At 51.8% G+C, this 19,509-nt stretch carries 20 protein-coding genes; 10 read left to right on the top strand and 10 right to left on the bottom strand.

What is annotated here, in order from left to right:
• The first annotated feature begins 237 nt into the window (after positions 1-237).
• From CJD38_RS15315 to CJD38_RS15305, 3 genes are read left to right on the top strand one after another with little or no spacing between them, the layout of a single operon-like run.
• Positions 238-1,146, top strand: coding sequence for a TnsA endonuclease N-terminal domain-containing protein (locus CJD38_RS15315; protein ID WP_107941251.1), 909 nt, complete (start codon positions 238-240; stop codon positions 1,144-1,146).
• Positions 1,134-3,341, top strand: a complete 2,208-nt coding sequence (locus CJD38_RS15310; protein ID WP_107941250.1) for a TnsB C-terminal domain-containing protein — start codon at positions 1,134-1,136, stop codon at positions 3,339-3,341. Before CJD38_RS15315 ends, CJD38_RS15310 begins: the two co-directional genes overlap by 13 nt.
• Complete coding sequence (locus CJD38_RS15305) at positions 3,338-4,576, top strand: AAA family ATPase (RefSeq protein WP_107941249.1); 1,239 nt, start codon at positions 3,338-3,340, stop codon at positions 4,574-4,576. The genes CJD38_RS15310 and CJD38_RS15305 overlap by 4 nt, the downstream gene beginning before the upstream one ends.
• Before the next feature lie 116 nt (positions 4,577-4,692).
• Here CJD38_RS15305 and arsH read toward each other — a convergent pair whose 3' ends face one another.
• From arsH to CJD38_RS15275, 6 genes are read right to left on the bottom strand one after another with little or no spacing between them, the layout of a single operon-like run.
• Positions 4,693-5,436, bottom strand: a complete 744-nt coding sequence (gene arsH, locus CJD38_RS15300) for an arsenical resistance protein ArsH (protein WP_107941248.1) — start codon at positions 5,434-5,436, stop codon at positions 4,693-4,695.
• Positions 5,433-5,879: an arsenate reductase (glutaredoxin) gene (gene arsC / locus CJD38_RS15295; protein ID WP_107941247.1), complete on the bottom strand. Its 447-nt coding sequence runs from the start codon at positions 5,877-5,879 to the stop codon at positions 5,433-5,435. The genes arsH and arsC overlap by 4 nt, the downstream gene beginning before the upstream one ends.
• Positions 5,880-5,886: 7 nt before the next feature.
• The gene (locus tag CJD38_RS15290; RefSeq protein WP_107941246.1) at positions 5,887-6,288 is read right to left on the bottom strand and encodes an arsenate reductase ArsC; all 402 of its coding nucleotides are present in this window, start codon (positions 6,286-6,288) and stop codon (positions 5,887-5,889) included.
• Positions 6,285-6,998: an MIP/aquaporin family protein gene (locus CJD38_RS15285; protein WP_107941245.1), complete on the bottom strand. Its 714-nt coding sequence runs from the start codon at positions 6,996-6,998 to the stop codon at positions 6,285-6,287. The genes CJD38_RS15290 and CJD38_RS15285 overlap by 4 nt, the downstream gene beginning before the upstream one ends.
• Positions 6,995-7,495, bottom strand: a complete 501-nt coding sequence (locus tag CJD38_RS15280; RefSeq protein ID WP_107941244.1) for an arsenate reductase ArsC — start codon at positions 7,493-7,495, stop codon at positions 6,995-6,997. Before CJD38_RS15280 ends, CJD38_RS15285 begins: the two co-directional genes overlap by 4 nt.
• Before the next feature lie 2 nt (positions 7,496-7,497).
• The gene (locus CJD38_RS15275) at positions 7,498-7,830 is read right to left on the bottom strand and encodes an ArsR/SmtB family transcription factor (protein ID WP_107941243.1); all 333 of its coding nucleotides are present in this window, start codon (positions 7,828-7,830) and stop codon (positions 7,498-7,500) included.
• 198 nt (positions 7,831-8,028) lie between these two features.
• Here CJD38_RS15275 and CJD38_RS15270 point away from each other — a divergent pair, with 198 nt between their 5' ends.
• Both CJD38_RS15270 and CJD38_RS15265 read left to right on the top strand, forming a co-directional pair.
• Positions 8,029-8,295, top strand: a complete 267-nt coding sequence (locus CJD38_RS15270; RefSeq protein ID WP_107941242.1) for a metal-sensing transcriptional repressor — start codon at positions 8,029-8,031, stop codon at positions 8,293-8,295.
• A gap of 8 nt (positions 8,296-8,303) precedes the next feature.
• Positions 8,304-9,419 carry a nickel/cobalt efflux protein RcnA gene (locus CJD38_RS15265; protein WP_107941241.1) on the top strand — a complete coding sequence of 372 codons (1,116 nt, stop codon included), beginning with the start codon at positions 8,304-8,306 and terminating at the stop codon, positions 9,417-9,419.
• Between the two features lie 144 nt (positions 9,420-9,563).
• On the opposite strand, the gene CJD38_RS15260 is transcribed toward CJD38_RS15265, so the two are convergent.
• The gene (locus CJD38_RS15260) at positions 9,564-10,556 is read right to left on the bottom strand and encodes a TniQ family protein (RefSeq protein WP_107941240.1); all 993 of its coding nucleotides are present in this window, start codon (positions 10,554-10,556) and stop codon (positions 9,564-9,566) included.
• 24 nt (positions 10,557-10,580) lie between these two features.
• Positions 10,581-11,624 (bottom strand): TniQ family protein, encoded by a 1,044-nt coding sequence (locus CJD38_RS18945; RefSeq protein ID WP_107941239.1) that lies wholly within the window; start codon positions 11,622-11,624, stop codon positions 10,581-10,583.
• Positions 11,625-11,900: 276 nt separating this feature from the next.
• Here CJD38_RS18945 and CJD38_RS15250 point away from each other — a divergent pair, with 276 nt between their 5' ends.
• Positions 11,901-13,451 (top strand): alpha/beta hydrolase, encoded by a 1,551-nt coding sequence (locus tag CJD38_RS15250; RefSeq protein WP_146166000.1) that lies wholly within the window; start codon positions 11,901-11,903, stop codon positions 13,449-13,451.
• A gap of 107 nt (positions 13,452-13,558) precedes the next feature.
• Complete coding sequence (locus CJD38_RS15245; protein WP_107941237.1) at positions 13,559-15,022, top strand: TIR domain-containing protein; 1,464 nt, start codon at positions 13,559-13,561, stop codon at positions 15,020-15,022.
• Positions 15,023-15,065: 43 nt separating this feature from the next.
• Here CJD38_RS15245 and CJD38_RS15240 read toward each other — a convergent pair whose 3' ends face one another.
• Both CJD38_RS15240 and CJD38_RS15235 read right to left on the bottom strand, forming a co-directional pair.
• Entirely contained in the window at positions 15,066-15,608 is a 543-nt protein-coding gene (locus tag CJD38_RS15240) for a phosphatase PAP2 family protein (protein WP_107941236.1), read from the bottom strand.
• Positions 15,609-15,666: 58 nt separating this feature from the next.
• Positions 15,667-17,190 carry a DUF3943 domain-containing protein gene (locus CJD38_RS15235; RefSeq protein ID WP_107941235.1) on the bottom strand — a complete coding sequence of 508 codons (1,524 nt, stop codon included), beginning with the start codon at positions 17,188-17,190 and terminating at the stop codon, positions 15,667-15,669.
• 216 nt (positions 17,191-17,406) lie between these two features.
• On the opposite strand from CJD38_RS15235, the gene CJD38_RS15230 reads away from it, so the two are divergent.
• The 3 genes from CJD38_RS15230 to CJD38_RS15220 all read left to right on the top strand — a co-directional run bounded on the left by CJD38_RS15230 (position 17,407) and on the right by CJD38_RS15220 (position 19,445).
• Positions 17,407-17,724 carry a BON domain-containing protein gene (locus tag CJD38_RS15230; protein WP_107941234.1) on the top strand — a complete coding sequence of 106 codons (318 nt, stop codon included), beginning with the start codon at positions 17,407-17,409 and terminating at the stop codon, positions 17,722-17,724.
• A 138-nt stretch (positions 17,725-17,862) separates the two neighbouring features.
• Positions 17,863-18,879, top strand: coding sequence for an enoyl-CoA hydratase/isomerase family protein (locus CJD38_RS15225; RefSeq protein ID WP_107941347.1), 1,017 nt, complete (start codon positions 17,863-17,865; stop codon positions 18,877-18,879).
• Positions 18,876-19,445 carry an acyl carrier protein phosphodiesterase gene (locus CJD38_RS15220; RefSeq protein WP_107941233.1) on the top strand — a complete coding sequence of 190 codons (570 nt, stop codon included), beginning with the start codon at positions 18,876-18,878 and terminating at the stop codon, positions 19,443-19,445. The genes CJD38_RS15225 and CJD38_RS15220 overlap by 4 nt, the downstream gene beginning before the upstream one ends.
• The last annotated feature ends 64 nt before the right edge of the window (positions 19,446-19,509 follow it).

The following is a 19,509-nucleotide window of genomic DNA, read 5'->3' as shown; positions in this document are numbered from 1 at the left end:
CGAAATCATTTGAAGTCAACATTGAGGCGCGCATCATGAAGCAACAAGGAAGCAAAAATAGCGAGGGATAAAAACGAAAAACCCAAGCTGGCGAGCCTGGGTCTTTTGTGAGGATGAATTCTCGGGGTCGGTTTCGAATCGCGACACCCGCAGTTTCCTCCTCTCCCTTTCCAACGTCAAGTAGCGGCTATGCGCTGAGGCTAGCGCTTGCCCGGAACCAACCTGGGAGGATTTGTAATGGGTAGAGGAAAACGATTCACGCCGCAGTTGTTCAGAAAGTGGAAAGAAGATGGAAGGGGGACTGGTACGGGAACCGACTATCGTCCCTTTCATCAAGTAAGAAGATCAGATCCAGCGAGTCGTGGGCGCTCGCATTTGATGGGCAACACTTGGAGCGACCGCAAGTCTCACTTGCTCAGCGACGGTGAAAAGCTGGGATTGATTTTCATCCAGCAAATGCCGGACCTGGAAGATTGCTTGGAGCAATTTCCGTTATCAGTGGAATCGCACCGACCTTTCTTGAGTCAATTCGATATCGGCGTTCCATATGGTTTCTTTCAGGGAACGCAGGCCATATCTGAGTCGTTAAACATTCGCCATCCGAAAGTATATGGAGGTGGGGAATCCAGTTATTGGCAGATGACAACTGATTTTGCTGTTGTGTTTAGGGACGGGAGTGGAAAGCGAAATGTACTGGCCGTTTCCGTCAAAGAGTCGCTTCCAAAATCAAAGCGAGACGGAGAGAAATTTAAAATAGAACGCGAGTACTGGAAGCAGGAGGAGCATCGATGGATTTTGTTTGTGAAGTCAGATGTTCCACTCGCCGTCCGACTAAATGTAACTGCTATATCAACTTGGACTTCGGGCAGGCCGTGGTTGCCGCGGGAGGCTTTAGATAGAACCCAAGCACTACTGAGTAATGAATCGGAACTGTTGATTGCGCCCTGCTTGGAGCTAATCCAGAAAGAATTCAAGGTTGCTCTCGGCACGGCCCAAGAATGTTTCTGGCAAAGCATATGGAGCGGTCGAATACCTGTCGACTTATCCAGAGATTTATTCAGAGGTGCGCCACTAATTCGAATTGAATTCTCACAGTTCAAAGCGTTCAATCCGATCTGGTCAGGGGTGTCGGCATGGCCAGCCTAATCTTCAATCAGCTCTACCGAATTAAGACAGATGAATCGTCAGAAGTTTGGCGCGCCGTATGTTCTATGACAGAGAGAGAAGAATCGATCCTCGTTCGTCTTCCGATTGAAATCGGCCACGTGGAAGTGCAGTCAAAGGAAATAAATCTCAGGAAAGTGCGCCTGGTGACAAGGCGAATCACTTTTAAGGAGACGACGGACCTAATACAGAACGGAGAGATGGAGGCGATCACCATTCATTTCGATCGCAATATTGGTGTCGAAGATGACGACCTCTCGGTGGCGGAGCGCAAGGTCTATGAATTGCGTCGGTCCGTAATGAGCGATTTTTGTAATCCCGCCAAGCTCCAACCTAATTTTGAGACTGGCGATACGTTTGGAAAACTAGTTTCAAAAGCTTTGGCTCGATCCACTGTATCGAAGCAAGCGGTTTATTACTGGCTAAAGCTTCTATGCTTTTATGGATTTAATGTTTCGTCGTTGCGAAGCCAATTTCGAGACTGCGGGGCACCCGGCATCCCGCGTGAATACATGAGCCCAGAGTCGAAGCCGGGCATTAAAACTCTTCGAGAAATGTTGGGTATCGAAACGACGCCGCAGCGCGCCATAAAAATAGTTGAGCGCGAGATCATCATCTCAAAATTACGCGCATTACTAGATCAAACCACTAAGTTTGGCGACGCCTATAGCAAGCTCGTGGCAGAGCTATGGATTTCCGAATGGACATTCATTGAAGGAAAAATAGAACCGGTGATGCCCAAGGTAGGCACGTTCCCCTCGTTGGATCAGGTGCGAACTCTTTACGATGCACACATAAACAAGATAGAGCGCCTCCAAAAACGTGTATCTCCGCTCGCGTATGCAAGATCTCATCGAGGCCTGATCGGCTATGCGCGCGACGGTGTTGCAGGTCCGGGGCATCTCTTTGCGATGGACAGTACGCGGGCGGACACAGATCTACGCAGCTCGATTAATAGGCATTGGCTCGTTGGCCGTCCTTTTATCTATTGGATCATTGACGTTTGGTCAACGGCGATCGTCGGATTTTACGTGTGCTTGGCTCATCCTTCTTGGCAAAACGCCCGGATAGCGTTGTTCTGCAGCGTATACGGTGCCAATGAGTTGACGGATATATGGGGAATGCCTATGGATCTTGGGCTCGACCCTTATCCAACTCTGCCGAAGGCACTTTTGACTGATCGCGGCGAATATCTGAGTGAAGGCGCATTGCTTACTGCGACAGATATGTCGTTCGATCTCGCGATTAATTCTCCATATAGGGCCGATCTCAAGGGAATCGTAGAGGTATTCAATCGAATACAGAAAGACGACGCCTATGGATTAATTCCAGGCGCGATGGATGCGCGGAAGCAAGCCTACGAAAATCGCAGCAACAAAAAAATGAGTGCGATGACGTTATGGGAATTCGTGAAATACATTCGGCTATTTGCGCACTACAAAAATTCGCATGCTGACAGAAGCCATTTGTGTACAGATGAAATGAGGGCCCAGGGGGTGCCCCCAACGCCAGCTGGAATCTGGAAATTCGGCCATGCGATTGGGATCGGGTTTAAGTCGCCTTATGACCCAGAAATATTAGTAAGAAAATTGCTGAGTCCATTGGACATGACAGTGAACCGATCAGGACTGGAGTATGGAGGTTTGCGATTTTTAAATAGCGAGATTGATATGCGCGGGCAGTCGGCCCAAGCGAGAAACTTCGGTGCCTTCGAAATTAATGCTTTTCATATCCCGAGTGCCCCGCAGCAAATATGGGCCACACTTCCCAATGACAAACTTCGGAACTTCACACTGGCGCCGAACTCGGCGATGCCGGCTAAATCATCGTTCCTAGAACATTATGACGCCCTGGCCTTTACATCCATAAGTAAACCGTCGAGAGCTGCTGAGGCGTTAAAGGCAAAAATCTCCTATGCATTTCAAGTCATGCAAATGTCCGACGCCGCTCGGCTGGCAGTGAAGAACGAAGTGCTGCCCCCATTCGCATTAAATGTTCATGAGGCACGTGCGTTTGAGGAGAGTGCGCCTGTATTAGCCCGTCACGATATGGCTCGCATTGCCAGCAGCACTAAAATTGATGACAGAGATTCATCAAGAGAAATCGTTATGCCCGTGATACGTTCGGCCACGGACGATTTGATTCATCAAATCATGTTCGATCAAGGCCGGCCATGAAAGGTCAATCGAATGGAGCGGGCTGTAGCGTCGACGGCACCAATATTCTTCATTTGGCGTTGGGATGTATTCCAGATGACGCAGAAATACTGAGGAAACTGAAGCGCCTTCCTCCTAAGCCGAGTGCAGATATAAATCAGACTCTTATTGGGCGAAATTATGAGCTTGGACGCATTAGGAGTATTCGCGCTCCGTCGGCCGATATGCTGACTGTCGCGAGAACCATTGATCTTATGCTGCACGAAGGATACATGGAGAGAAATCCCTTTAATCCTACAGTTTGGCGCAGTTTTTTCTCGGAGATATCTAGCCCGCTGGCTGCTGAGCCGGGTCCGGCGGCATTCGTGATCGGGGCCTCTGGCCTAGGCAAAACCAAATGTATTCAGAGAGTGCTAGAGGGGTATACGCAGGTTTACGTACATCCGGAGTTTCCAAACTGTACTGGAGGACTAACGCAGTTGTGCTGGCTATATATTCAAATGCCGCCCTCCGGAAACCTCAAGAGTCTCCTTGCGGCATTGATTGACGCTACGGCGTTTGCCTTTAAAGACCCGGAAGTACTTCAGCTTCTGACCATAAGCAATAGGGACCTGCATGGGTCACTCCAAAACTGGGTGAGATTTGTTCAGACTCACTTTCTTGGACTTCTCGTCATTGATGAAGTGCAAAATCTATTCAAGCTTCCGTCCATTGAGCAGAGGCGTTCTAAGCGTGGTCGTAAAGAGCTTGATTTGCGTCTCTCAGATGACGTGACCCTAAAGACGTTAATGGAAATAATCGAGGAGAGCGGGGTGCCGTTGATGCTAGTGGGAACGCCTGACGCGAGTGCAATATTGCAAAAGAGATTTGCCGTTTCGCAGCGATTGACGACGGGAGGACAAATAGAATTTAGGCATGCGGAGAATTTCGAAAGCCCGGACTTTAATATGTTGCTAAAGACGTTGGAGATGTATCAATGGAGCGATGTTCGTCTAGCTATCGATGATGAGTTAAAAAAGTTTATTCATTCCGTGACTGCCGGCATTCGTCGTTTGGTAATTTCGCTTTGGATTGCGGCGCATAGGGTGGCAATAGCGAGCGGTTCTCGCAATTTGACCATGAAGCATTTTGAGATGGCAGCAGCTGGGTCTCTTGCTCCGACGCGACCTGCCGTTGATGCACTTCTGAGCGGACATCCGGACGCTGTGCGCCGATTTGAAGACCTATTTTATGATTCAGACTGGAGGCCTGAGTAAATGATGTGGCTTTGCATGGTGCGCGCTCTCCTTGCCACGGTCGCCAAATAGCTGACGCTCGCTTCACGGTATTGACCTAGCACTATGTGCCAATTGCAGACAGTCGATGGGCTCGGTTAACGAGCAATAGCAATCGCTGAAAGATCGGCTGTCGGATCGATGATTGCGCCACTTTCTTTGCGCTCGGAATAGCGGCTGACGAGTTGTTCTGTATGGGGGCGCATCAGTATCGTGAAGCGAACCAGCTCCTCCATCACGTCAACAATACGATCATAATAAGCGGACGGCTTCATGCGTCCCGCCGCATCGAATTCCTCAAATGCCTTTGCGACACTCGATTGATTGGGGATCGTGAACATCCGCATCCAACGTCCCAGTAATCGCAGCGTGTTCACCGCATTGAATGATTGTGAACCGCCAGACACCTGCATAACCGCGAGCGTTCGTCCCTGCGTGGGTCGCATTCCACCCATGTTGAGCGGCAGATGATCGATCTGCGCTTTCATCACGCCAGTGATCTGGCCATGTCGTTCTGGGCTGCACCACACGTGTCCTTCTGACCACATCGATAGCTCACGCAGTTCTTGCACCGCAGGATGTTTATCGCCAGAAACCTGATCTGGCAACGGAAGATCAGAAGGATCAAAAATCCGCGTTTCAGCACCAAAATAATTGAGCAGACGCGCTGCCTCTTCAGTAGCGTGTCGTGAGAACGAACGAGCTCTCAACGATCCATAGAGCAGTAGGATGCGAGGCTTCGGTTCATTCGGGCCCAAGCCAATCCCAGGGCGGCGAAATGCGTACTGTGGATCGAGTGCCGGTAAGTGATCCGGATCAGACAGTAGAAGAATGCGGCTCACGCGCTGTGTCCTTTCGGTGCAACACGGCGACCTTGAGCATCCAACACCTGTTCGCCATCTTCTTTAGTAAAAGCGCTTTGCTGTGATTCTGGCAGCAGGTCTAATACCACCTCTGAAGGGCGACACAGGCGAACGCCAAGTGGCGACACCACAATGGCGCGGTTAATCAAAATGGGGTGAGCCATCATCGCGTCGAGCAACTGCTCATCGTTCAATGCCGGATCGGAGAGCCCGAGGTCCACATACGGCGTGCCCTTCTCGCGCAGCAGATCTCGCGTGCTGATGTCCATGCGAGCGATCAGCGAGATCAACATTATTCGTGACGGCGGCGTTTTCAGATACTCAATGACGTGCGGTTCGATACCTGCATTCCGAATCATCGCCAATGTGTTGCGCGAGGTCCCGCAGTCCGGGTTGTGATAGATGACGATGTCGGTATTCATATCAAACTCAGATTGCCCAGCCTTCCGCTTGAAGCAATGCAACGATGCGATTGCGAATATCGTCTCTGATCTCACGTACGCGGTTGCCGGACTGTCCCTTTGGGTCTTGCAGTGGCCAATCATCGCGCCGGAGTCCCGGCACATATGGGCATTCGTCACCGCAGCCCATGGTCACGAGTAGTGTTGCGCCTTCGGCAAGCTCTACCGTTAGTTTTTGCGGAATGGCATTACCGAGATCGATGCCAACTTCCTTCATGGCTTCTAAAACTTCTGGATGCACTCGGGCAGCTGGCTGAGTCCCGGCGGAGATGGCTCGTGCTTTCTTGGGATCAGCAAGATGATTAAAGAACGCCGCAGACATCTGCGAGCGGCCTGCGTTGTGCACGCAGGCAAAGATCACCGTTTTCATTTTTGTTCTCCTTCGATGCCGTCATGTGGAACAACGACGCTCGAAGCGGTAGTAGGTAAAGAGGGAATCAACCAGCGGAAGATCACGGTGGCTGCAAAGGCTCCAGCAAGCTGCGCGAGGATAAACAACGGCGCATCAGCAGGCCGTATGCCCGCGAAGGTATTTGTGGCGGCTCGGGCAAGCGTCACAGCAGGGTTGGCGAATGAAGTCGAGGCCGTAAACCAATAGGCGCCGACGATGTAGCCCGAGACTGCAAAGGGCACGGCAGACGAACGCAATCTTGCACAACCCCAGATCACCGCAAGCAATCCAAAGGTCGCAACGAATTCACTGAAGGCTTGAGCAGAGCCAGCGCGTTCATGCAGCGACGCGCTGTACACCGGCTCACCGAACATCAAGTGCGCCGCAGCGACGCCAGCAAAAGCGCCAACCACTTGCGCGGATACATACGCTGGGACTTCATTCCAAGGGACTCCACCTTGTGAGGCATCAGCTAACGTCACGGCTGGATTGAAGTGAGCGCCAGAGATCGGCCCAAAGGTCAGAATCAGCGCCATCAAGACACCACCTGTGGCGATAGAATTGGCGAGCAACGCAATAGCAACGTTTCCACCCGCCAAACGCTCGCCCATGATTCCTGAGCCCACTACAGCTGCGAGCAATAGTGCGGTGCCGAGTCCTTCAGCAACAACACGTCGAGCGAATGTCATTGGGTGCCGATGTCCGTTATGCGCTCTTGAAGCGCCATGCGATTCAGCTTGTCGAACGGAAGGCTGGCAAACAGCTCAATACGACGGCGCAGTGTCATGAACGTTTCGCCAAAGGCTTTACGCTTCTGTTCGTCCGTACCTTCAACTGCGGCAGGGTCAGGAATACCCCAGTGTGCCGTCATGGGTTGCCCCGGCCAGTAAGGACATTTCTCGCCCGCAGCGTTATCGCAAACGGTAAACACGAAATCGAGCAAAGGTGAATCAGGTTGCGCGAACTCATCCCAACTCTTGCTGCGTAATCCTTCAGTCGCGATATGACCACGCTCCAGAAATTCCAGAGCAATCGGATGGACCGTGCCGGTGGGATGGCTGCCTGCGCTGTAGGCTTTGAACTTGCTCATGCTGATAGCGAGGTTGTTCATCGCCGCCTCGGCAATGATCGACCGTGCTGAATTACCCGTGCAGAGGAACAGCACGTTGTAAGGTTTTTGACTCATGGTTACTTCTCCAAGCGAGCAGTTTTAGGGGCGCACTCAACATCGCAGGGTTCGCCCGCGCAGCAGTTCTCAGTGAGATAGCCGAGCAAGTCGTTCATCGCCTTGAAGTCAGGCGCGTAGTAAATAAATCGGCCTTCCTGCCGAGACTTGAGTAGTCCCGCGTTCACCAGTTCTTTCAGGTGAAACGAAAGCGTTGCCGAAGGAACCTTCAAGGCACTCTGAATATCGCTAACGCACAGACCCTCTGGCCCTTTCTGAACCAGCAACCTGAAGACGGCGAGGCGACTTTCCTGCGCCAGAGCAGCGAGACGATTTACGGCAGTTATTGATTTCATATTTCCAAATTAATGGAAATATATGACAGCGTCAAGACACCCTTAATCGATGCTGAATGCTTAGCTCACTCGTGAAGGCTTTGGCCGGGTTCGTGCTGCGGTCATTGAATCAACGCGACGCGCTCGCCAAAAGTCAGTGGCCTTATTAAAGATTCTTCATCCCTTGCCGTATACGGTAGGGGGGTATAGTATTTGTGCATGAGCCATTCCAATGCACACGCCGCTAACCCCGAGATCATCAAACGCCTTCGAAGGGCAATCGGGCAACTGAATACCATCGTGGGCATGATCGAGGAAGACCGATCATGCACGGACGTGGCCATGCAGCTTCAGGCTGCTGAAAAAGCGATTACACAGGCCAAAAAAACTTTCATTCATCAGCACATCGATAACTGTCTTGAGCCCGGCGAGACTGTTTCCAAACAGTCCATGCAGGACTTGCGCGATATCTCGAAATACCTTTAGGGCTTCCAATGACTTCATTCTCAGAGTTGCTCCAGCAGGGAGCGGGCAACGCTTGGCTGTTCATTCCCAGTGCAATCCTGTTGGGCGCATTGCATGGGCTGGAACCAGGCCATTCCAAAACCATGATGGCGGCGTTTATCGTCGCTGTTCGTGGCACCGTCGCTCAGGCTGTATTGCTCGGGCTTGCCGCTACGGTGTCCCATACCGCGGTGGTCTGGGCGGTGGCGCTTTTGGGCATGCATCTGGGTGGCCAGTTCAATGCCGAGAGCACCGAGCCGTATTTTCAGTTGGGCTCTGCGGTCCTTATTGTGGGCATCGCTTTATGGATGCTTCGTCGTACGTATCGAGATCAGCAGCTTGAGAAAGCGTCAGCTGGCCATGATCATCACCATGACGAAACCAAGATCATTGATACCGGTCACGGCGTTGCTACCTTAGAAGTTTTTGAAAAAGACGTGCCGCCATGCTTCCGAATACGCTTCAAGCAACACGGGAAGGCAATCCATTCTGCCGAACCTGATTCCATCACCTTAGTAACAACGCGACAGGATGGAACAGCGCAAACGTTCCAGTTTGTGCAGCGAGACGGTTTCTTAGAATCTGCCGATGAGATTCCTGAACCACATGAGTTCACGGCTCGGCTGACGCTCAAACATGGAACCCATGCGCACGATTTTGATGTGCTGTTCGAAGAGCATGCTCACGAGCATGATCATGGTGGATTGGATCTGTCGACCCCGGGATACCAAGACGCACACGAATTGGCCCACGCGAATGACATCAAGCGCCGCTTCGCCAATAAGAACATCACAACGGGTCAGATCGTGATGTTTGGACTAACGGGAGGATTGATCCCTTGCCCTGCCTCCATCACCATTCTCTTGTTGTGCCTCCAATTGAAGCAATACAGCTTGGGCATTGTGTTGGTCCTTTGCTTCAGCATCGGTCTTGCCATGACGATGGTCGCATCCGGCACGATAGCTGCACTCAGTGTGCGACACGCTTCACGTCGTTGGAGTGGATTTGGGACCTTCGCTAGACGTGCCCCCTATTTCTCTAGCTTCGTCATTATCTGCGTTGGTTTGTATACGGGGTATTTGGGCTGGTCGGGATTGGCTCACTAAACAGCCCGTCGTAACTGACAGGATTTTCTCGGTGACCGCTTTGGGCTGATTGTTGCCTGTCGAGATACGCCACTAAATGGCCGCTTTCTGCAGAATCATATAGCGATTTTTCGTGGCAATACGTCAACACATCAACTGTGCCAATCATTGTTCGACGCGTTGGCGAATCCGCGAGAGGGCGTTATCACTATTGCTTGATAGGGATTCACAAGAATTAATGAGGGTAGTCTCCGGGCTTGGGGCGCGAAAAAGCTTCGCCGCTTCATCGCCGTTCTCTGACAAGGCTAGCGCCAATAGACAGGTGGCGACTATTCCGTAATGAGTTCCAAGGAGTGCATTCAACATGCTTTTTGAGAGATTCTCTGGACGCCAAAAATATCGGCAATAAACCCCTGGATACATGATTGATTTTCGGCGAGGACTGTAGAGTCGATCTCGCGCAAATTGATCGAAATGGCGATTGATCTCCAAATGTTTGAAGCCACGAGTGCTGTTTAGAGTAAACCCAAAATTCTTTGCGCGAGACTGCAGTCTTGAAATAAGAACAGAGTGAAGTATTGGCCGTTTTAGGTCGAGAAGATCTACAGCAAGCTCTACATATTCTGTTTCTCGCGAATATCCTGCTTCTGCGGCCAAGTCGATCGATTGATATTTGATACGCGAGAGCCGAATTTCTTCGGGTAGAACCAGCATTGGATCGACGTCAGCGGCAGTCAGCGGAAATTCATGTTTCTGACATCGAGTGACGCCAGGTATCTGATGGGTCGTTCTCCAAAAGGAGAAGCCGTGCCATTCAAGATCCTCTTGCCTGCATCGCGAACAATAAAATGGCGGACGCGGCCTAATGGAAAATAGATTTGATAGATCATCAGAAAATTCTCTGTGCGCCGCTGATGAGGGTTGTTGCTCTCTAGGCAAATGCACAGCGCAGCGAAACGGGATAATGGTGTGTTGCCTGACGAAGTCTTGAGGGGACAGCCCCAGCAGTCGAGCCAGAGCCACCCCGCGAGTTGATTTCATTTCGAAATCAAAATCGGGTAGGTGCCTTAGATCCTTTAGCCCATTCAAGCGAAGTAGTCGGGCCAGGATACTCGTCGCGTGCTCAGTGGGTTGTGGCTTAGGAATCGTAAGAATCATGCTTTATGTGGTTGCTCTGAGTGGCTAGAAATGTTGCGTTGTACGTGAGATCAGTCGTTCTCTGAAAGTTGAGAAATCTCCGAAGAGCCAGAGCGAAATAAAAATGTATCGTAATGGATGAGTTCTTCTGGGCGAACCCCTTAGAAGGCGCGCCAGTTCTGACACAGTGACGTCGCCATGCCCTAGAAACTCCGAGAACTCGGTTAACCCTGCGATTGGAGATATGAAGTCTAAGTACGACTCGCCCATTCTTTTGATATGCAATCGGCCGTTGGAATTTGTTAAGCCTTTTTCCTGTGCGCCGATTGCGAAGAGCGCTACGACAGATGATGAGGAGACTTGGAGCGACGAATAGTCGTCTGTTGCCTGGTGGATGCTGTCGCGCAGGATACGGAGGAACGTCCGCCTACCATCCGCCATGCTTATTGAATCTGTCTCAAAACTCGAACCCTGAAGGTCAGCCATCTTGGGCAGCCTGAGTTTGTACTTCGCAGATTGGGAGTCTGAGGCGAGGACCGTCATAAGGAGTGAGTCATGCACAGCACACAACCACACTCCTGGAAATTGATGGCTCCGATGCCAATATGCGACACCGTAAGTTTCTTGATCGTGCTTAATACAGGCTGGGCATGCTTTTAAGGGATTGCAGCCGCGTGTACTTCCGGTGATGAAAGGTCTTCCAAGTGTGGAAGAGTCCCAATATCCGTCAGCTAAGGATCTGATGAAATCGCTTGAGAACTCGCGATCGCTGAAGCAAAGAAAAAACGGCAGTATGGTGTGGCTTAGAAGAATTTGTTCTGCAGACCCTAGCGAACCATCCGTTCGGCGTTCAAATTCAGAAACACTGTGCTGAAAATCGTGTCTTAGGCCTGCGCGTGGATGGCCGAATAGGACATTGCTTGTAGTCGATTCTCTGCGAAACCCTGATAAGTAATGAAGTCGGGCTACCAGGCTATAAAGCGTCTCGTCGGGCAGCCACTCAAGAATCGTGAGGGGGCGGAACAGAGCGAGCTGCTTTCCTGCATCTCGTGGGGCGGTGATTGAGGTCGCAGCTGTTTTCTGGGTCACGGATGGTCGCGTTAGTGAAGATCACTCAGGCGGCCTAAACAGTGACAAATCTATATGCCGAAAACTAGGCAATAACATTAATCCAGTAGATCGTTTCGACCGGTGGCGATTCGGCTCATCGGTAAACAACTTTAGGCATTCTTGAGCCCCACGCCCCATCTGGTAATGCCATGAATTGTGAAGAGAAAATCTAGCGCCCAGTTAACGACATTAATTCACGCGAATACCAGTGCTTTGCAGGGTAAGCTTTGGCCAAATTCAGGGGCCAAAACGGGCATGAACATTAAGTATGTAGCGATCGCCGTCCTCGCCTGCGGGGCGATGGTGTCGGGGTGTAGCCAATCGAGTCCTACAGGCGCATCTGCAAAAGGCGTAACGCCGACGCAGCCCCAGAACCTTGATCGAACTTGCGACAACGCAGCGTTCCCGTCTGTGGAATGGACCACCTGCGAGGCCAGCAACTACGCCAAAACACTGGAAGGCCCAGCAGAAGAATTGGCGCCTGGGTTTTTACAGCGCCTCACCGAGCAGTCATTAGCCAACACGCAAGAATGGACGGCGCGTGCTCTGGCCGACCCCAGTTGGTTGCTCTTTCCTTCGGGCAACACGCCATTGCTGCCGCTATGTGCAACATGGGGCGCGCAATGTGCAGGCGATCCGTTTCGCTATGCGGATTTCGATGGCCCAGACGGCAAATCGTTTTATCAGAACGAAGCAGAAGTCACGCCCGTCGTTTTCTATGACCGCGACTGCGCACGTCTCTCGGGTCGAGTCTGGCTCCCTAAAAACAGCAGCGGCAAATTGCCCAACATCGTCATCACCAACGGCTCGGTGCAAGCGCCGGAGACGGTGTACTGGTGGTTGGCGCAAGCACTCGTGCGTTCCGGTTACGCCGTGCTCACGTATGACCCGCGCGGCCAAGGTCGTTCAGATCAGCAAACGCCGACGTTGCAACAAGGCAGCAACCTTGGCCCCAAAGTATTTTGGGAAGGGCAAGTCGATGCCATCGACTTCTTCCGCTCCACGCCATCGCGTCCATATCCGCACAACGTCACCTGCGCGGGCACTTATCTCACCGTCACCACGCCGAACAATCCGATCTGGCAGCGACTTGATCTAAATCGTCTCGGCATCGCAGGCCACTCACTCGGCGCGATTGGTGTTTCTGTTGTGCAAGGTTACGGCGCACCCGGCGCTGATCCGTGGCCGGGCAAAATGGATAAAAGCAATCCGGTGAAAGTCGCCATCGCACTCGATAGCCTGATGACCCCAGACGGCGGAAGCCTCGCACCTGCAACCAACTATCCATTGCCAGTAGAAGTCACCACCACATTGACGCAACTGATTGCGATGGGCGGCCTGCCAAAATTCGCACCACGCGTTCCGTCGATGAGTTTCAACTCTGACTACGGTTTTGCACCAACACCAAATCTTGTGCAGCCGAATGTAGAAAATCACAAAGTCGCATTTGCTGAATGGCAATCCGCAGGCGTGCCGACATACGTCATCGGCATACAAGGCACCACGCATTTTGATTTCTCACTCATCCCCACATTCCCCGCCTCATCGTGGTGCCCAGATACATCAAGCAATGCCTGCGTCGGTGGATGGGGACGTCCATCCGTCACCTACTACTCACTCGCATGGTTTGATCGTTGGCTCAAGAAAAGCGGCGAGCCTGGATATGCAGATGCCGATCAACGACTCGTTGATGATGCGAATGCAGAGGGCGCAGTAAAACTCAGCTTCCGCTATCACTCAGCGCGTGACTATCCGGATCGTTCTGGGAAGCGGCAGCGTTGTGAGGATATTCGGGCGGGGTGTTAGTAGCGGTTGTGGGTTCTTATATATAAAGTGATTAAAGCGGATGAGTCTTTTTAATTCGGGCAGAATTGGTCGATGTGAATGTCAGATAACTTAAAATTGGGTGTCATATGAAGCAACTGGTTGAAGAAATATTTGTCACTGAAGGACTTCCTCAGTTTACTTTTGTAAAGCCGCCCAACTTCAATGAAATACTTCTTGATATCCGGCATCCCGGCAAGCCTGTTGTTGTAGAGGGGCAGTCCGGAACTGGAAAAACAAGCTGCGTCAGGAAAATTCTAGAGCAGCTTGGCGGAGCGGGAGCGGAATATCTCACTGCTCGTTCTCCGACAGATGTTCACAAGATAGAGGCAGTTGCGGCAAATAAATTACAAGGTCGTTTTGTTGTTGATGACTTCCATCGTCTAGCTAGCGAAACTCAAGAAGCGCTTGCCAATATAGCTAAGTTTTCAGCTGAAGCCGGAGCAGACGCTAAGACTAAGTTAATTCTGATAGGAATTAATCAAGTCGGAGCTGCGTTGATTCAATTGGTTCCAGATGTAGCCAAGCGAACGGGAGTGCATAGAATTCAGGCTGGATCGCGAGCTGACATAGAGCGTTTAATTCGAGAGGGTTGTCAGAAGCTCAACGTGCAGATAGAGAATTGGGAGCCTATTTTTGATGAATCAAAAGGCGACTATTGGCTAACTCAGCAACTATGCCAAACGATTTGTATGTTGAATGATGTTTTGGAAACTCAGGACGCGCCTAAGAATTTGGAATATGACCTCGTAACTCTGCGAGGTAGGGTTGTAGAGAAACTGACATCTGCTTTTTATCCGGCAGTAAAGGAATTCTGTCGAGGCGTGAGGTTCCGCCCAAACAACGACCCTTACTTTAAACTTCTGCAAAAAATCGGTGGACAAGAAAGTTCGATTGTTGATCTGAATGAGCTTGCAAATGCTAACGAAGATGTTCGCGGAAGCATTAACAACATTAAAGAAAGTCGCTTGCCAATTCTTTTGCGGGATAAGCCAACTTGTGGGCGGCATTTCTATTACAACTCGGAGACCAAGAATTTTGCGGTTGAAGATCCTGCGCTTTTCTACTTCTTAAAGCATCTACATTGGGGAAAGTTGCGACAGGATTGTGGATTTAAAAACGTAAGTCGTGATGTCGAATATGACTTTGCTATTTCGTTTGCAGGCGAGAACCGAGATTTAGCTAGAGAGATAGCGGAGCAGCTTAAAAGTCTCGACACTCATGTTTTCTTCGATGAACATTTCGAAGTAAATTTTTTAGGGGGCGCTTGGTCAGCTCAGTTTGAAAAAATATTTGGTCGTGACTCCCGCTTAGTTATTTGCCTCTTAGATAAACATTACCGCGAAAAAATTTGGCCAACATTCGAGCGAGAGTGTTTTGCGCCTCGTGTTGTCGACCGTGAAGTCATTCCTATTTTTCTTGACGATACGGCCTTTGTAGGAATATCGAGAGACACTATTGGGATCCCATACGCCCAAGGGGCAGGTGCCCAGGCTGAAAAGAACCGCATTACCGATGAGATTGTATTCAAGCTGTGGGAGCGTCTTGGCTGAATGCCTCTAAGTGCATTTTTAAAAGAAGCTGGTTCCGTTAAATTTAAAACGACCTCTCCCACCTCATCCCAATAAAGTCCGGCCCAATCGCTGGCGCAACGTAAGTAGCGCCCTGCGGTGTAACAAACAGTTTGGCGATGCCAAAAGATAAAACGCCAGAGGCAATCACATCGCGCCAGTGGTGGTGATCATCTCTGACGCGTTGGGCGGCGACATAGGCTGAGAGCATGTATGCGGGCACGCCGAGTTTCCAGCCGTATCGTTCTTGTAAAAACGAAGCACCGGATGTGACGAAGCCAACGTGGCCGGATGGGAAGCCATATTTGCCGCCATTGGGCCGCTTTCCGAGACTTGGATTAAACGCGACTCTGGCGCTGGTGATGATCAATTGGTTTGCGAGCGTGTTGCGTAGCCATTGTTTCTGGCCTTCTTCATCGTCGGTGAAATAGGCGTATGCAAACGCGCCGATAGGAACGACGCCGGTGATGACGTCACTTGATAATTCTGAGCCGCTGTTGGCGCTGGCGTTGTTAGAGAACAGGCCGCATGCCAAAAGTAATGGGGCTAAAAATTTAGTTTTACGCATGTGAAGACCTGTTGTCGTTGAAAGTGAATGACGCATATCAATGGTTAATTTCTAAAGACTATTGCGGGCCGCCAGCACTTGGCGGGCGCCAGTCGACAGCGCCGAAGCGCGTTTGACCGAGATAGCTGTAAGCGATGCTGAAGGCGCCTACGCGTTGATGCGTGTCGGGCGCGAGTTCGGAAAATTTCGCGTCACGCTGTGTCCACGCATATTTGAAGGTGATGCCGTGCAGGTTGTAGACGCGCACGGTGAGTGCAACGTCGCCACGCTTGATGTTTTCTGAACCCCCAGTGCTGCCAGCGGCGAGCTTGCTGACGTAGTAGTCGCGAAATTCGAGGTCGAGTGATGCGCGGTCGCTGAAGATGAAACGTGACGCGACCAAACCTTGCGGCGTGATGCCGTTGTGATAATCGCGATCGCCTGTGCCACGAATGACGCCTGACGAGCCGTAACCGACGCTCGCTAAAGCGGTGCCCTGAACAGCGACCACTTTTGAAATCCACCACTGCCCGGTGGTGCCTACGCCTGCGCCGGTTGTGGAGACGCGAAAGAGTTGTGGCGAGATGTAATCGTAAGTGCCATACAAACCCCAGACGCCGCGATAGTTATCGCCGACTGAATAAGGCGCGCCGTAAAGCAGACCGCGGCTGATGATGTTTTCAAAAGCGTTGTTGTTGGACGCAGTGAACTGAAAGTGAAAATAATCGAACGGCCGGTTGTAGGTATAGCCCGGTTTGCCGGGCAAACCGTAGGCCATCGTGAAGTCGGCGGAGGCTTCGTTCTTGTCGTAGGTTTGCGCAATCGCGTCGCCACCGGGAATGGTGTTGAGATTTACATTGGAGTGCACGTTCTGATTCAGCGTTGCACCAAGTTGTATGCGCGTATAAACCGCTGGATTGTTGCTGCGAAACACGCCGTCGAAACGATCGCCGTAGGCATAGCGGGTGAATCCGTTGCCAGGAGAAATAAACGCCGCGCCTACCTCACGCCAAAAGCCCGGCTCTTTGCCAGCCTCTAACAACAAGCTCGACATGCGGAACAAAGGCTCGCCTAAAAATGCGCCCCCGATGCCGGTGGTGAACTGATCGTTAATTGATGCGGGATCGGTTTCGCCAGCGATCTCCCACAGCGCGCTACCAAGAAACGAGTAGCCCATCGATGGCCAGAAATCGAGTCCCGCAGAGCGCGCCAGGTTTTGATAGATGGCGCCTTGATAGGGGTGAAGGAACTGGTTGATCTTGAACTTATCGGAGTCCACCACCCACTGATGCGTGAGGTTGTGTTTGGCAGTAGAAAAGTTGCTGCCGTAAACCTCGCTATCAAGAAAGTGTCGGTCGTATTGATTCAGCAAAAATTCTTCGACGACGATATTCAGTGCAGGCACGAGATAACTTTTGCCCTCGCCTGTGCCCCATCCAAAAACAGGTTTCGGCTTATCAGCCGCAAACGCGGTCGGCGCTTTTTGTTGGGCGGGGCTGTCGAGCTTAGGATCTTCTTCCGCAAAGCTTGCAGTGGATGCCAGAACTGCCAGCGTAAAGAAGATGCCGCAGACCGTCCGTTGGTTTGCGTGGATGTTTCGCATCGTTTGTTCTCAAAATTTTCGACGGGACACGGGTCGGGAAACTATGCACGTCGACGTCTGCGCGACTCTGTGCGTTGTCGCACTTAAGGTTGAGTGAGAGAAATTCTGGCGTCGTGATGAAAGCGCGAAAGTGCTGTAGCGAACAGACCGGAAGATCGGCCTTGGGCAGGATTCGTTTGTGCAAACCTGCATGACGAACGCTTCTGAGGACTGTTTATGAACCTAAAAACAATTTCCATCGCGGTAATGCTTGCAAGTAGCGCCTTCTTTGTTGGTGGCTGCGCTAGCAACGGCCATCCACACACCGCTGGTGAAGTGGTTGACGATGCAGCGATCACGACCAAAGTGAAAGCGGCCTTGCTTGCTGAAAAGGACGTCAACTCAATGGCGATTGAAGTAAAGACTTTTAATGGCACCGTGCAACTTTCTGGCTTTGTCGATTCGCAATGGCAAATCGCAAAGGCAGGCCAAGTAACGGCGGCTATTGGAGGCGTGCAGAACGTTAGGAATGACTTGATCCACAAACCTAAGTAGTTCTGTAGCTGCTTGAGTGGGCCCAAAAGGCCCACTCTGTTTTTGTTAGGCATCAGCCCTGCAGGTTTGGCGATGCTTTGTGTATCCTCTCAGCAATGCCATAAGCATCAGCCCGATGTCATGGGTGATCAGACTGATATGACCGATACCACAACCAACTTTGAGATTTTGACTTTGTCCGATGCGCTGGGACGCGCAGCTGCGGGAGATGCCGCCCAGAGTTCACCGTTCTCGACACAGCCTTTCATTTTGTTGGATACGAGTGGATCAATTGATGAGATGCAGTCGCTGCAATTGATTGCATGGATAGAAGAACGCGCTTGCCCGGTGATTGGCATTGCGGCTGATGGCGATGAATGGGCCGTGATCCGCGCTTGCGATGCGCGCGTTGCCAATGTGGCTGAGGCCGCACCTTTAATTACGAATATTCGACAGAGCCCGATTGCGGCGACGGTGTTGGTGCAACTGCTGCGCCTCAATGCGCGCTTGCCGCTGACGGATGCTTTGGTTGCCGAGTCCTTGGCGTATTCAACGCTACAGGCTGGGCCAGAATTTAAAAAATGGTTGGACGCGAATCGCGCTGCCGCGCCTGCGGTGCATAGCGATAGTGGTGATCCTGTGATCGTGTCGCGCGAGGGTGATGCGCTGATGCTGGAACTCAATCGCGCTTCCAATCGAAATGGCATGACGGTTGAGATGCGTGATGCATTGATTGAATCGCTGCAATTGGTGCTGGCGGATGACAGCATTGAGAGCGTACAGATCAGCGGTCGTGGCAAATGTTTTTCGACCGGCGGCGATCTCACGGAATTTGGCAGCGCGCCAGATCCGGCGTCGGCGCATGTCGTACGTAGCCTCGCATTACCGGGGCGCTTGCTCTCGCAATGTGCTGCACGCGTGACGGTCAATGTGCATGGCGCGTGCATCGGCTCTGGCATTGAGTTCCCTGCATTTGCGAGCCGCATGGTTGCTAGTGAAGATGCTTATTTTCAGTTGCCAGAATTGAAGTTTGGCTTGATCCCTGGCGCGGGTGGCACGGTGAGCATTGCGCGACGCATTGGTCGACAACGTGCAGGCTGGTTGATGCTCTCGGGAAAGCGCATCGACGCGCAAAAAGCGCTGGCCTGGAATTTGGTGGACGAAGTCACCGCGTGAATTTTCTCGCGCATCTGTGGCTGGCAGAACAAACGAAGACTTCATTCGCCGGCGCAATCCTTGGCGATATCGCGCGTGGCGCAGATTTGTCGGCGTATCCCGATGACATCGCGCATGGCATTCGACTGCACCGCATGGTCGATGCGACAACTGATCGTCATCCACTCAGCGTTGCGGCGCGCGTGCGCTTCGGACAGGGGCGACGGCGCTATGCAGGTATCGTGATGGATTTAGTTTGCGATCACATTCTGGCGAATGATTGGAAAAAATTTAGCGATGAAGCGCTGCCAGATTTCTGTCTGCGAGCATCAATCGATATCGAACAAGCCGCGCCGTGGTTCCTCCACGCCGGTGGCCGCGCGATTGAAGCGCAGGGGTTTTCGAAGTTGCTGATCTCTTACGCCGGGCCTGCGGGCATTGAGTATGCGATTAGTCGCACCGCGAATCGCATGCGTGATCCCTTGCCCTTGATTGATGCGGCGAAAGGGTGGGAAGCGGTGGCTGAAGAATTTCGAGCGGATTTGCCGGTGTTGTTGGCGGACTTGAAGCGGGTTGAATTGCCGTAAGGCGCGCGCGTGCCCCGACTCACTCTTTTGTAGGGTGGGTAGAGCGCAGCGAAACCCACCATCT

This window comes from Stenotrophobium rhamnosiphilum (genome assembly GCF_003052265.1).
GTDB classification, from domain to species: Bacteria; Pseudomonadota; Gammaproteobacteria; order Nevskiales; family Nevskiaceae; genus Stenotrophobium; species Stenotrophobium rhamnosiphilum.
The sequence above is the reverse complement of the archived record's forward strand: the minus strand, read 5'-3'. Positions and strand labels throughout refer to the sequence as shown.